Below are 13,139 nucleotides of genomic sequence, written 5' to 3'. Positions count from 1 at the left end.
GCCACCGACCCCGAGGACCGCGAGCGCCGTGTTCGATACTCTCTCCGATCGCCTCTCAGCGACTTTCAAGAACCTGCGCGGCAAGGGACGGCTCTCCGAGGCGGACATCGACGCCACCGCGCGCGAGATCCGCATCGCGCTCCTCGAAGCCGACGTCGCCCTGCCGGTCGTGCGGACGTTCATCAAGAACGTCAAGGAAAGGGCCCTCGGTGCCGAGGTCTCCAAGGCGCTGAACCCGGCGCAGCAGGTCCTGAAGATCGTGAACGACGAGCTCGTCACGATCCTCGGCGGTGAGACCCGGCGCCTGCGCTTCGCCAAGCAGCCGCCCACCGTGATCATGCTGGCGGGTCTGCAGGGTGCCGGTAAGACCACCCTCGCGGGCAAGCTCGGCCGGTGGCTGAAGGAGCAGGGCCACTCGCCGCTGCTGGTCGCCTGTGACCTTCAGCGGCCGAACGCCGTGAACCAGCTGAGCGTCGTCGCCGAGCGCGCCGGGGTCGCGGTCTACGCGCCGGAGCCGGGCAACGGCGTCGGTGACCCGGTCAAGGTCGCCAAGGACTCCATCGAGTTCGCGAAGTCCCGCGTCCACGACATCGTGATCGTCGACACCGCCGGCCGCCTGGGCATCGACCAGGAGATGATGCAGCAGGCCGCGGACATCCGGGACGCGGTCTCGCCGGACGAGATCCTCTTCGTCGTCGACGCGATGATCGGTCAGGACGCGGTCAACACCGCCGAGGCCTTCCGCGACGGCGTCGGCTTCGACGGCGTGGTGCTCTCCAAGCTCGACGGTGACGCCCGCGGTGGTGCCGCCCTGTCGATCCGGCAGATCACCGGCAAGCCGATCATGTTCGCGTCGAACGGCGAGAGGCTCGACGAGTTCGACGCCTTCCACCCGGACCGGATGGCCTCCCGCATCCTCGACATGGGTGACCTGCTCACCCTGATCGAGCAGGCGGAGAAGACCTTCGACCAGGCCGAAGCCCAGAAGATGGCGGAGAAGCTGGCCTCCAAGAAGGGCCAGGACTTCACCCTCGACGACTTCCTGTCCCAGATGGAACAGGTCAGGAAGATGGGCAGCATCAGCAAGCTGCTCGGCATGCTCCCCGGCATGGGTCAGATCAAGGACCAGATCAACAGCCTGGACGAGCGGGACGTCGACCGCACCGCCGCGATCATCAAGTCGATGACCCCGGCCGAGCGCCAGGAACCGACGATCATCAACGGCTCCCGCCGCGCCCGTATCGCCAAGGGCTCCGGTGTCGAGGTCAGCGCGGTGAAGAACCTCGTCGAACGGTTCTTCGAGGCCCGCAAGATGATGTCCCGCATGGCCCAGGGTGGCGGTATGCCGGGTATGCCCGGGATGCCGGGCATGGGTGGCGGTCCCGGCCGGACGAAGAAGCAGCCGAAGAAGGCCAAGGGCAAGCAGCGCTCCGGCAACCCGATGAAGCGCAAGCAGCAGGAGCAGGAGGAGGCGGCGCGGCGCGCGGCGGCGGCCCAGGGCGGCGCCTTCGGCGTGCCCGGTCAGCAGGCTCCGCAGGACTTCGAACTGCCGGACGAGTTCAAGAAGTTCATGGGCTGACATCCGGCTCCACGGCAACGAGGGCGCCCCTGGTCACCAGGGGCGCCCTCGCCCGTTCCGGCTAGCTGTTCGGGAACGTCCAGACGTACGGCTCGCCCTCGGCCTCCTGCCAGTGCACCTCGACGTTCTTCGCGTCGGCGGGCACCAGGTAGGTCTCGCAGAAGGTGTGGCTCTCGCCCTGCTTCCAGCCCTCCACGTCGTACGGGTCCTCGCAGCCGGCCGCGTCCTCGGCGGCGCCGATGAGGATCGAGCCGCGCTGTCCGTCGGCCCAGACCGTGGTCTCGTCGCCGACCTGGGGCGAGTCGGGCAGCGTCGGACCGCCCTTGTGCGTGAACTTCACGTGGGCGACGGCCAGGACGAGCCCCTCGGCGTCCTTCGGGTCCGACACCGCCCGCGCGGCCTCGGCCTCGGTGCCCACGTCGACCCGCTGCGCGAGGATCTCGTACGTGACCTTCCCCGGGTCCTCCTCGTACGTCCCCGTGGCGCTCTCGCCGGTCTTCATCGCGCCGCCGGAGGACGGCTCCGGCGAAGTCGACGGCGAGGCCTTCGCCTGCGAGGTGGCCGGGCTCTTCGCGTCGGCCTCGTCGTCCCCGCCCGAGCAGGCGGTGAGCGCCAGGGCGAGGACGGCGACGGGCGCGGCCAGACGCAGCGCGGTCTTGCGGTACAGCACAACAGCTCCTGTATGCAGATGTGTAGTTCCCCCGAGCGGTTCGTCAGGCTAAGGGGAGGGCGTGCAGTTCAGCGAAGCGAGAGGGGTCCCGCTTCGCTTTCTTCACACCATTCACACGTGCATTGCCAGGAACTCTTGTGCCCCGAACGTGGCGTCAGGGCACGCGACTTAGGGGACCCGGGCGATGAGGTACCGGAAGATGTTCGTCATCCACACGGTCCCGTCGGGCCGTTGATGCGGGTGCAGTGCCTCCGTCAGCTCCTTGTCCACTTGCGCCGGGTCGGTCGCGGAGATCGCCGGGTCGAACAGCCCGGTCGACAGCAGCCCCCGTACGGCGCTGTCGACGTCGGCGTACCCGAAGGGGCACGCCACGCGTCCGGAGCCGTCGAGGCGCAGGCCCGCCCGCAGGGCGACCTCCTCCAGGTCGTCACGAAGAGCGGGCCGCCAATTGCCCGCGCTGCGCAGCGGTTCGGCCAGTTTGGTGGCCACGCGCAGCACGGACGACGTGGCGCAGCGTTCCGGCGGACCCCAGCCGGCCAGCACCACGGGCGCCCCCCGCTCGGCGAGTGGCTTCGCCCCTTGCAGCAGTTCACCGAGTCCCTCCGAGTCGCCCGCGAGGCACCCGATGGGCTCGAAAGCGGTCACCAGGCTGTACGCGGGCGTCTCCGCGTCGGCCGCGTCCCCCGGTGAGCCGTCCGTGAGCCGGATGCCGGCCCGCCCGCCCGCGCCCCCGGCCTCCGGCAGCAGCCGCTGCCGGGCCAGGGCCAGCCGTTCCGGGGAGGACGGCTCGACACCGGTCACCGCGGCCCCCCGGGCCGCCGCCATCAGCAGGGCGAGCCCGGAGCCGCAGCCGAGGCCCAACAGCCGCGTGCCGGGGCCCACTTCGAGCCGTTCATGGACTGCCTCGTAGAGCGGGACAAGCATCCGCTCCTGGATCTCCGACCAGTCACGCGCGCGTGCCCACAGGTCCACACGGGGCGTGGATCCCGTGTGAGACAGGTGATGCCGCACGAGCGTAGGTGTCATCGAAAGCGCCCCAATCCGCCGAGAGTTGCCGTTGTGCCGTATTCCGTAGCCCCCGTGACGTGCGCTCGCTCTCCCCCCGTATGCCAGGAAACTCCGCGCTCGACCCCGCGTCCAGGGGTCGTCGGGCCCTGCTTGTGGCTGGACCGCGCCTGTGGCGAGAATTCACATTCCGGCAACGTCCGCCCGTACCATCGCGCCATGGCGAAAGCACCCGTTCTCACCCCGCGGGCCGAAGACTTCCCGCGCTGGTACCAGGATCTGATCAACAAGGCCGAGCTGGCCGACAACGGCCCGGTGCGCGGCACCATGGTGATCCGACCGTACGGGTACGGGCTGTGGGAGCGGATGCAGGCGGAGATGGACGCCCGCATCAAGGAGACGGGCACCCAGAACGCGTACTTCCCGCTGCTGATCCCGCAGTCGTACTTCGCCAAGGAGGCCGACCACGTCGAGGGCTTCGCGCCCGAGCTGGCGGTGGTCACGCACGGCGGCGGCAAGGAGCTGGAGGAGCCGGCGGTCGTCCGGCCCACCTCCGAGATGATCATCAATGACTACTTCTCGAAATGGGTGCAGAGCTACCGCGACCTGCCCCTGCTGATCAACCAGTGGGCCAACGTGGTCCGTTGGGAGCTGCGGCCCCGTCTCTTCCTGCGGACGACGGAGTTCCTCTGGCAGGAGGGCCACACCGCGCACGCCACCTACGAGGAGGCCCGGGACTTCGCCTCCCGTATCCAGAGCGAGGTCTACGGCGACTTCCTGCGCAACGTCCTCGCGATGGACTTCGTCTCCGGTCGCAAGACGGTCAAGGAGCGCTTCGCGGGGGCCATCAACACCCTGACCCTCGAAAGCATGATGGGCGACGGCAAGGCGCTCCAGATGGTCACCAGCCATGAGCTGGGCCAGAACTTCGCCAGGGCCTTCAACACCTCGTACCTGTCGAAGGACGGCAGGCAGGAACTCGTCTGGCAGACCTCCTGGGGTTCGACCACCCGCATGATCGGCGCCCTGGTGATGACTCACGGAGATGACAACGGCCTGCGGGTCCCGCCCCGCCTCGCGCAGACCCAGGTCGTCGTCCTGGCGATCAAGGGTGACGAGCCGGTTCTGGCCAAGGTCCGCGAGATCGGCGACCGGCTGCGGGCGGCGGGCCTGAGGGTGCAGGTCGACGACCGTACGGACACCCCCTTCGGGCGGCGCGCGGTCGACTGGGAGCTCAAGGGCGTGCCCGTGCGGATCGAGATCGGGCCGCGCGACCTGGAGAACGGCACCGCGATGGTGGCCCGCCGGATCCCGGGCGGCAAGGCGCCGGTGGCCGTCGAGTCCCTCATGGACCTGCTGCCGGGGATGCTGGAGGACGACCAGGCGCTGCTGCTGAAGCAGTCCCGGGAGCGGCGGGAGGCCCGTACGGCCGAGGTGTCCAGCATCGAGGAGGCCGTCGAGGCCGCCGCGAGCGGGTGGGCGCGGATCCCCTGGGCCGTGCTCGGCGAGGCGGGCGAGGCCAGGCTCGCCGAGCACTCGGTGACCGTACGGTGTCTGCTCGCCGAGGACGGGTCGGTGCCGGCGGACGAGGACGCGCCGGGTAACGTCGCGATCGTCGCGCGCGCTTACTGATACGAGACAGGAGGCGCGAGAGCGACCGAAAGGCCTCTTGCGCCTCCGAGGGACACTGGTACCCCGTGGCGCGGAGACGGCGTACGCGCCGGTGCGTACGTCAGACTACGCACCACCTTGTGGTGAGCTGTGCGGCTTCTCCGCAGATCAGCGCACCCGCCCTCGTCAGGACGCATCAGCGGCAACTGACGGGTACGTGCAAATTATTTGGGATGGCCCGGAATCGGAACACACGGGCACTCCGGCTCGTTGTCATTACGTGAGCACGACACAGACACCACCTGTTCTCGCCGCAGAGCTGGCGCAGGCGTGGGCCGACATTCAGCGGCACCACCCCGAGCTGCCGGATCTCGCCGCGCCAGAGTCCCTGATCGGAGAGTCGTCGTCCGCGTGCGGGCACGAGCTCTCCTTCGAACGCCTTCTCCACGAGGCGGTGCACGGCATCGCCGCCGCCCGTGGAGTGCGCGACACCTCCCGTGCCGGCCGCTACCACAACCGCAGGTTCCTCGCCATCGCCGAGGAGCTGGGGCTGGACCACCCCGACGAACCGCATCCCAGCAGCGGTTTCTCGCTGGTCACGCTCAACCCGGAGGCCAAGCGCCGCTACCGTCCGACGATCGAGCGCCTCCAGCGCGCGCTGAAGGCGCACACGGCGGCGACATCGGCGGACACGGCCCGCAGCTTCCGCGGTCCGGCGGCCCGGCACGGCTCCTCCGGCGGCGGCGTCCGGGTCAAGGCGGTCTGCGACTGCGGACGCAACGTCCGGGTCGTCCCGTCCGTCCTGGCCCAGGCCCCGATTGTCTGCGGCGGCTGCGGGAAGCCGTTCCGGATCCCCGAGGTGGTGGGCGCGGCGGCGAGCTGAGGCCACGGCTGCTCGTGGCAGCCGTGCCCTCCTCGGCGGGCGCCGCACAGCGCACCCGACGTACCTCACCTCCGCGCCGGGTGCGCCTCCGCCATGCCCGCCTGCCCTCGGTCCGAGGGCAGGCGCGGGGTGTGGCACAATGGCTAGCTGTACTCGACAGCCGCACAGGACCCCTCTCTCCTCCGGCTGACGCGTCCATCGGGCACTCGGGTACCGCAACCCCACGCGGCATTCTCGCCGTGCCCAACCACGTCAAATCCAGGAGAACCCACTCCCGTGGCAGTCAAGATCAAGCTGAAGCGTCTGGGCAAGATCCGTTCGCCTCACTACCGCATCGTCGTCGCCGACTCCCGCACCCGTCGTGACGGCCGTGCGATCGAGGAGATCGGCAAGTACCACCCGACGTACAACCCGTCGGTCATCGAGGTCGACGAGGAGCGCGTCGCGTACTGGCTGGGTGTCGGCGCGCAGCCGACCGAGCCCGTGCTCGCCATCCTGAAGAAGACCGGCGACTGGCAGAAGTTCAAGGGCGAGCCCGCCCCGGCTCCGCTGCTCGTCGCCGAGCCCAAGAAGGCGCGCCCCTCGTTCGAGGCCCTCGGTGGCGACGACGAGGGCAAGGGTGAGGCCATCACCCAGAAGAAGAAGGCGGAGAAGAAGGACGAGGCCCCCGCGGCTGAGTCCGAGTCGGCCGAGGCCTGAGCATGCTCGAGGAGGCTCTCGAGCACCTCGTGAAGGGCATCGTCGACAACCCTGACGATGTGCAGGTCGCTTCCCGCAACCTGCGCCGCGGGCGCGTGCTCGAGGTCCGGGTCCACCCCGACGACCTCGGTAAGGTGATCGGCCGCAACGGCCGCACCGCACGCGCTCTGCGTACCGTCGTGGGCGCCATCGGCGGTCGCGGTGTCCGCGTCGACCTCGTCGACGTGGACCACGTCCGCTGACGCCGAACGCAGCACCGGCTCGGGCCGGGGAGGGCCACTGGGCCGTCCCCGGCCCGTAGTCGTATCCACTCGTCGTCCTGGAGAACAAGCACAGTGCAGCTGGTAGTCGCTCGTATCGGCCGTGCCCACGGCATCAAGGGCGAGGTCACCGTCGAGGTCCGCACCGACGAGCCGGAACTGCGGCTCGCGCCCGGTGCCGTGCTGCTGACGGACCCCGCCTCCACAGGCCCGCTCACCATCGAGACCGGCCGGGTCCACAGCGGTCGTCTGCTCCTGCGCTTCGAGGGCGTGAAGGACCGCACCGCCGCCGAGGCCCTCCGCAACACCCTCCTGATCGCCGAGGTCGATCCGGAGGAGCTGCCGGAGGAAGAGGACGAGTACTACGACCACCAGCTCATGGACCTCGACGTCGTGACCAAGGACGGCGTGGAGGTCGGGCGGATCACCGAGATCTCCCATCTGCCCTCGCAGGACCTCTTCATCGTGGAGCGGGCCGACGGCAGCGAGGTGCTCGTCCCCTTCGTCCAGGAGATCGTCGTCGAGATCGACCTGGAGGAGCAGAGGGCGGTCATCGACCCACCGCCCGGGCTCATCGACGACCAGGCCGAGATCGCCTCCTCGCGGGACTCGGGGGACGCGTCGTAATGCGCCTCGACGTCGTCACGATCTTCCCCGAGTACCTGGAGCCCCTGAACGTCTCCCTGGTCGGCAAGGCGCGCGCGCGTGGACAGCTGAACGTCCAGGTGCACGATCTGCGCGGCTGGACCTACGACCGGCACAACACGGTCGACGACACGCCCTACGGCGGCGGTCCCGGCATGGTCATGAAGACCGAGCCCTGGGGTGACGCGCTGGACTCCGTACTGGCGGAGGGCTACGAGACCGGTTCCCACGCAGCCGCGCTGATCGTGCCCACGCCCAGCGGCCGCCCGTTCACCCAGGAACTCGCCGTGGAGCTCTCCGAGCGCCCCTGGCTGATCTTCACCCCGGCCCGCTACGAGGGCATCGACCGGCGGGTCATCGACGAGTACGGCACCCGGATGCCGGTCTACGAGGTGTCCATCGGCGACTACGTCCTCGCCGGCGGCGAGGCGGCCGTCCTGGTGATCACCGAGGCCGTGGCCCGGCTGCTGCCCGGGGTCCTCGGCAACGCCGAGTCCCACCGCGACGACTCCTTCGCGCCCGGCGCCATGGCCAATCTGCTGGAAGGGCCCGTGTACACCAAGCCGCCCGAGTGGCGCGGCCGCGACATCCCGGACGTGCTGCTCAGCGGCCATCACGGCAAGATCGCCCGCTGGCGGCGCGACGAGGCCCTCAAGCGCACCACGGCCCACCGACCGGACCTGATCGAGCGCTGCGACCCCAAGGCCTTCGACAAGAAGGACCGCGAGATGCTCTCCATCCTGGGCTGGTCGCCCGATCCGGAGGGGGAGCCCCACGGCCGATTTTGGCGCAGGCCGGACGCCGTGGAAGAATAGGTCGCTGTTGTGCGCCGTCCGGCGTGCGCCCCTGCCACAGGGGGACACGACGCCCGCCCCGACGCGAACAGCATCCCTTTGGAAACCAGCTCCCGCCTATGACCTGTGGCATGGGCGAAGAAAGCAGACGAAATGTCTCACCTGCTCGACTCCGTCGACTCCGCGTCGCTGCGCAGCGACGTCCCGGCCTTCCGCCCGGGTGACACCGTCAACGTCCACGTCCGCGTCATCGAGGGCAACCGCTCCCGTGTGCAGCAGTTCAAGGGCGTTGTGATCCGCCGCCAGGGCGCCGGTGTCCGCGAGACCTTCACGGTCCGCAAGGTCTCCTTCTCGGTCGGCGTCGAGCGCACCTTCCCGGTGCACACCCCGATCGTCGAGAAGATCGAGCTCGTCACCAAGGGTGACGTGCGCCGCGCCAAGCTGTACTACCTCCGTGACCTGCGCGGCAAGGCCGCGAAGATCAAGGAGAAGCGCGAGAACTGAGCGCTCTCGGGTGGTCATGGCGGAGCCGGATAGCATCTGGCTCCGATGGACACCGAAGCACAGCAGCCGGAACGCGACCGCTCCTCCGAACCCGCCCAGCGCGGTACGGAGGGCCGGTCGCGTTTCGCGTTGGACCCGTCGCGTCCTGGGATCGTGTCGCGGATCTCCGCCTGGCTGCCGGGCGGACGGATCACCCTGACCCTGCTGGTCTGCCTGCTGTTCCTGCTGCTGTTCAGCACTTTCGTGGCGCAGCCCTTCCAGATCCCCAGCGGATCCATGGAGCGCGGATTGAGGATCGGGGACCGTGTTCTCGTAAATAAGTTGGCGTACCGTTTCGGTGCCCAGCCGCAGCGTGGCGATGTCGTGGTGTTCGACGGAACCGGGTATTTCGGGGACGCGGACTACATCAAGCGCGTTGTGGGTGTGGGGGGAGACCACGTGGTCTGCTGCGACAAGAAGGGGAGGATCCAGGTGAACGGCCGGTCGGTCGACGAGTCGGCGTTCCTGTACCCGGGGGACGGCGCGTCCCGCGTCTCCTTCGACGTCGCCGTGCCCGAGGGCACCCTCTTCGTCCTCGGCGACCACCGCGGCGCCTCCAGCGACTCACGCGACCACCTGGGCTCCCCGGGCGGGGGCATGATCCCCGTCGGCGAGGTCGTCGGCCGGGCCGACTGGATCCTCTGGCCCGCCTCCCACTGGACCCGCCTGGAGCGTCCCGCCGCGTACGCGCGTGTGCCGGCACCGGACGGTGCCCATGGGTAACCGCGGAAAGCCTCGCGGGGCGCCCAGCAGCGCGGCCGAGGACCTGCTCCCCACCGGGATCCGGCGTGCCTCCGTCGGACCGGCGGGCGGCCGCAGCCGCGCCGACCGGCGCAAGCTCCAGCGCAAGGTCAAGCGGCGCCGCCGACGCAGCGCGATCAAGGAGATACCGCTCCTCGTCGGTGTCGCGGTGCTGATAGCCCTCGTCCTCAAGACCTTCCTCGTCCAGGCCTTCGTCATCCCGTCCGGCTCGATGGAGCAGACGATCCAGGTCGGCGACCGGGTGCTGGTCGACAAGCTCACCCCCTGGTTCGGGTCCAAGCCGCAGCGCGGGGACGTCGTCGTCTTCAAGGACCCGGGCGGCTGGCTCAACGACGAGCAGCCCGTCGCCAAGAAGGAGGACCCCGTCGTCGTCAAGCAGATCAAGGAAGGGCTCACCTTCATCGGTCTGCTGCCGTCCGACAACGAGAAGGACCTCATCAAGCGGGTCGTCGGGGTGGGCGGTGACCGGGTCAAGTGCTGTGACACGCAGGGACGGGTCACGGTCAACGGGGTCCCCCTGGAGGAGACCGACTACCTCTTCCCCGGCAACGCCCCCTCCCAGACCGAGTTCGACATCACCGTTCCCCCAGGGCGGCTGTGGGTCATGGGCGACCACCGGGCCGACTCCGCGGACTCCCGCGTGCACCAGGACCAGAACGGCGGCACGGTCTCCGAGGACGAGGTGGTGGGCCGCGCCATGGTCATCGCCTGGCCCCTGGGCCGCTGGGGTGCCCTGGACGAACCGGAAACCTACGCATCCGTCTCCGACTCGGCCACCGGGTCGACCGCGGCTCCCCGCCTGTCGCATAGGGTTGCCTCCGACGATCCGAACGGAATCGTCCGACTCCCGAGCCCTGCGGAACTCCCGCTCGTTATGGGAGTGGTGGGCCTGCACCGTCTCTGGGGCAGGCAGCGGCACAGAGTAAGGAGTTGGCGTGGGGGATGTGGCGGTTGGCGCACGATCCGGGCACGACGGCGAGGACCGCGGACGCCCCGCGGGAGCGGCCGACCCGGCCGTGGACGGCGCCGTGACCTCCGGGACCTCCGGGAGTGACTCCACCCCGGGCGAGGAGGGCACGACGTCCGGGGAGCAGAGCCGCACGGACGGCCAGGGGCCCGGCGACGCGACCCCCCAGGCGAAGAAGCCCCGCTCCTTCTGGAAGGAGCTGCCCATCCTGATCGGTATCGCGCTGGTGCTGGCGCTGCTGATCAAGACCTTCCTGGTGCAGGCCTTCTCCATCCCGTCCGACTCGATGCAGAACACCCTCCAGCAGGGCGACCGGGTCCTGGTCGACAAGCTCACGCCCTGGTTCGGCTCGGAGCCCGAGCGCGGCGAGGTCGTCGTCTTCCACGACCCCGACAACTGGCTGGCCGGCGAGCCCACCGCCGACCCCAACGCCCTGCAGACCTTCCTCAGCTGGATCGGCCTGATGCCCTCCGCGGAGGAGAAGGACCTGATCAAGCGGGTCATCGGTGTCGGCGGCGACACCGTCGAGTGCAAGGGCACCGGACCGCTGAAGGTCAACGGCAAGGCGCTGAACGAGTCGTCCTACGTCTACCCCGGCAACACACCGTGCAGCGTCGACGACCAGGGCGGCCAGTTCAAGGTGAAGGTGCCCGAGGGCTTCATCTGGGTCATGGGCGACCACCGGCAGAACTCCCGGGACTCGCGCTACAACCAGGCGGACGCCAACAAGGGCATGGTGCCGGTCGACAAGGTCGTCGGACGCGCCATCGTGGTCGCCTGGCCGATCAACCGCTGGGACACCCTGCCGGTTCCGGACACCTTCGACCAGAACCTCAGCGCCAAGGCGGTGGCCGTCGCGCCCGAGGGACTCGCCCTCGCCGGCGTCGTCCCGCTCGCCCTGTGGCGCCGCAAGCGGGCCCGTCAGGACGCCCGCTGATCCGGCCGAGTGATCCAGACCATGGGCTGACCCGGGGGCGTACCCCCGGGTAGGGTGCGGACCCATGGGTGGCGAGAGCACGACGCGTACGGCCCCGCAGAGCGGGGGAGGCAACGGCCCGGCGGGCAGCAGGACCGGACAGCGACTGTCCGGACTTGCCGTGGCGCTGGGCCTGGTGCTGTTCCTGGGCGGCTTCGCCTGGGCTGCCGTGGTCTACCGGCCGTACACCGTGCCCACCAGTTCCATGACGCCGACCATCGATGCCGGTGAGCGGGTGCTGGCCGAGCGGATCGACGGCGACGACATCCGCCGCGGGGACGTCGTGGTGTTCAAGGACGCGAACTGGGCGAACGCGCCCGTGGTCAAGCGGGTCGTGGCCGTCGGCGGTGACACCGTCGCCTGCTGCACGGACGGCAAGCTGACCGTTGACGGCAAGAAGATCGACGAACCGTATCTGCCCGAGGGCAGCCTGGCCGAGATCCAGAACTTCCCGACGGTGACCGTGCCCGAGGGGCGCCTGTTCCTGCTCGGTGACGAGCGGTCCGGCTCGCTGGACTCCACGGCGCACCTCACGGACGCGGCGAACGGCACCGTGGCGCGGGACGCGGTGACGGCCCGGGTGGACGCCGTGGTCTGGCCGATGGACGGCATGCTGGAGAGCCCCACGGGGTTCGAGAAGCTGGGCGCGCTCTCCTCGCCGGGGCCGCTGCGGACGATGATCGCGCTGATCGTGGTGGGTGCGGTGCTGGTGCTCGGCGGTGGGGCGTACGGGCCTGTGGCCAAGGTGCTGGCGCGGTCGCGGTCGCGTGTGCGGACGGAGCCCGCGGGTGCTCGCTGAGAACGCGGGGGGCACGGGTGTGGAGGCGGACGCGGGTACACGCGTGAATGCGGGTGTGGGTTCGGGTGCGGCTGTTGAGACGGACGCGGCGGGTGAGGTGCGCAAGGTCGCCCGGGTCGTGCTCCTGGATCCCTCGGACCGGATTCTCCTGCTGCACGGTCATGAGCCGGACGACGTGAGCGACGACTGGTGGTTCACGCCCGGTGGTGGCATCGAGGGCGACGAGACGCGCGAAGAGGCCGCTCTGCGGGAACTCGCGGAGGAGACCGGCATCACCGAGGTCGAGCTCGGGCCGGTGCTGTGGCGACGGCGGTGCTCGTTCCCGTTCGCGGGACGCCGCTGGGACCAGGACGAGTGGTACTACCTGGCCCGCACGACGCAGACGGCCGTCGAGGCCCAGGGCCTCACCGAGCTGGAGCGCCGCAGTGTCGCCGGAGCGCGCTGGTGGACGTGTCAGGAACTGACCCGGGCACATGAGACGGTGTATCCGACCAGACTCGCCGAGCTGCTGCGCAGGCTGCTCGACGAAGGTCCCCCGGCCGGGCCCGTGACCCTTGACACCGAAATCGTCTAGGGGCTCGCGGGACTGGCGCACAATGGTGGGATCGCACGGCTGAAGGGGAACATGCCATGAGCGCCGAGGACCTCGAGAAGTACGAGACCGAGATGGAGCTCAAGCTCTACCGGGAGTACCGCGATGTCGTCGGTCTGTTCAAATACGTGATCGAGACCGAGCGGCGCTTCTACCTGACCAACGACTACGAGATGCAGGTGCACTCGGTCCAGGGAGAGGTGTTCTTCGAGGTGTCCATGGCCGACGCGTGGGTCTGGGACATGTACCGGCCGGCTCGGTTCGTGAAGCAGGTGCGGGTGCTCACGTTCAAGGACGTGAACATTGAGGAGCTGAACAAGAGCGATCTGGAGCTCCCGGGCGGGTGAGGTGGCT

At 69.6% G+C, this 13,139-nt stretch carries 16 protein-coding genes; 14 read left to right on the top strand and 2 right to left on the bottom strand.

The features are described from left to right. Positions 1–28 precede the first annotated feature (28 nt). The gene (gene ffh, locus ACWDRW_RS09250) at positions 29–1,579 is read left to right on the top strand and encodes a signal recognition particle protein (RefSeq protein WP_451721675.1); all 1,551 of its coding nucleotides are present in this window, start codon (positions 29–31) and stop codon (positions 1,577–1,579) included. 61 nt (positions 1,580–1,640) lie between these two features. On the opposite strand, the gene ACWDRW_RS09245 is transcribed toward ffh, so the two are convergent. Beyond that, positions 1,641–2,249, bottom strand: coding sequence for a hypothetical protein (locus tag ACWDRW_RS09245; RefSeq protein ID WP_451721674.1), 609 nt, complete (start codon positions 2,247–2,249; stop codon positions 1,641–1,643). 168 nt (positions 2,250–2,417) lie between these two features. Next, complete coding sequence (locus tag ACWDRW_RS09240; protein WP_451721673.1) at positions 2,418–3,275, bottom strand: SAM-dependent methyltransferase; 858 nt, start codon at positions 3,273–3,275, stop codon at positions 2,418–2,420. Positions 3,276–3,473: 198 nt separating this feature from the next. On the opposite strand from ACWDRW_RS09240, the gene proS reads away from it, so the two are divergent. From proS to ACWDRW_RS09175, 13 genes are all read left to right on the top strand, one after another. Further along, on the top strand, positions 3,474–4,886 hold the full coding sequence (gene proS, locus ACWDRW_RS09235) for a proline--tRNA ligase (RefSeq protein ID WP_451721672.1): 1,413 nt from the start codon (positions 3,474–3,476) through the stop codon (positions 4,884–4,886). 259 nt (positions 4,887–5,145) lie between these two features. Further along, positions 5,146–5,748 (top strand): hypothetical protein, encoded by a 603-nt coding sequence (locus tag ACWDRW_RS09230; RefSeq protein WP_451721671.1) that lies wholly within the window; start codon positions 5,146–5,148, stop codon positions 5,746–5,748. Between the two features lie 276 nt (positions 5,749–6,024). Next, positions 6,025–6,447, top strand: a complete 423-nt coding sequence (gene rpsP, locus ACWDRW_RS09225) for a 30S ribosomal protein S16 (protein WP_451721670.1) — start codon at positions 6,025–6,027, stop codon at positions 6,445–6,447. A 2-nt stretch (positions 6,448–6,449) separates the two neighbouring features. Next, positions 6,450–6,689, top strand: a complete 240-nt coding sequence (locus tag ACWDRW_RS09220) for an RNA-binding protein (protein WP_003973401.1) — start codon at positions 6,450–6,452, stop codon at positions 6,687–6,689. Positions 6,690–6,782: 93 nt separating this feature from the next. Then, a complete protein-coding gene (gene rimM / locus ACWDRW_RS09215) occupies positions 6,783–7,334 on the top strand; it encodes a ribosome maturation factor RimM (RefSeq protein ID WP_451721669.1) in 552 nt (183 codons plus the stop codon). Next, positions 7,334–8,167 carry a tRNA (guanosine(37)-N1)-methyltransferase TrmD gene (trmD, locus tag ACWDRW_RS09210; RefSeq protein ID WP_451721668.1) on the top strand — a complete coding sequence of 278 codons (834 nt, stop codon included), beginning with the start codon at positions 7,334–7,336 and terminating at the stop codon, positions 8,165–8,167. Before rimM ends, trmD begins: the two co-directional genes overlap by 1 nt. A gap of 132 nt (positions 8,168–8,299) precedes the next feature. Then, on the top strand, positions 8,300–8,650 hold the full coding sequence (gene rplS / locus ACWDRW_RS09205) for a 50S ribosomal protein L19 (RefSeq protein WP_128435180.1): 351 nt from the start codon (positions 8,300–8,302) through the stop codon (positions 8,648–8,650). Positions 8,651–8,695: 45 nt separating this feature from the next. After that, complete coding sequence (gene lepB, locus ACWDRW_RS09200) at positions 8,696–9,412, top strand: signal peptidase I (RefSeq protein ID WP_451721667.1); 717 nt, start codon at positions 8,696–8,698, stop codon at positions 9,410–9,412. Then, positions 9,405–10,505, top strand: a complete 1,101-nt coding sequence (gene lepB / locus ACWDRW_RS09195) for a signal peptidase I (protein WP_451721666.1) — start codon at positions 9,405–9,407, stop codon at positions 10,503–10,505. Before lepB (ACWDRW_RS09200) ends, lepB (ACWDRW_RS09195) begins: the two co-directional genes overlap by 8 nt. Beyond that, positions 10,387–11,355: a signal peptidase I gene (gene lepB, locus ACWDRW_RS09190; protein ID WP_451721665.1), complete on the top strand. Its 969-nt coding sequence runs from the start codon at positions 10,387–10,389 to the stop codon at positions 11,353–11,355. The genes lepB (ACWDRW_RS09195) and lepB (ACWDRW_RS09190) overlap by 119 nt, the downstream gene beginning before the upstream one ends. A gap of 64 nt (positions 11,356–11,419) precedes the next feature. Continuing rightward, positions 11,420–12,193 carry a signal peptidase I gene (gene lepB, locus ACWDRW_RS09185; RefSeq protein ID WP_451721664.1) on the top strand — a complete coding sequence of 258 codons (774 nt, stop codon included), beginning with the start codon at positions 11,420–11,422 and terminating at the stop codon, positions 12,191–12,193. Between the two features lie 43 nt (positions 12,194–12,236). After that, the gene (locus ACWDRW_RS09180) at positions 12,237–12,767 is read left to right on the top strand and encodes an NUDIX hydrolase (RefSeq protein WP_451721663.1); all 531 of its coding nucleotides are present in this window, start codon (positions 12,237–12,239) and stop codon (positions 12,765–12,767) included. A 56-nt stretch (positions 12,768–12,823) separates the two neighbouring features. Continuing rightward, positions 12,824–13,132: a DUF2469 domain-containing protein gene (locus tag ACWDRW_RS09175; protein WP_003965949.1), complete on the top strand. Its 309-nt coding sequence runs from the start codon at positions 12,824–12,826 to the stop codon at positions 13,130–13,132. The last annotated feature ends 7 nt before the right edge of the window (positions 13,133–13,139 follow it).

The organism is Streptomyces sp. NPDC003635 (genome assembly GCF_053587635.1).
Note: the sequence above shows the minus strand (reverse complement) of the source record. Positions and strands in the feature narration are given on the sequence as shown.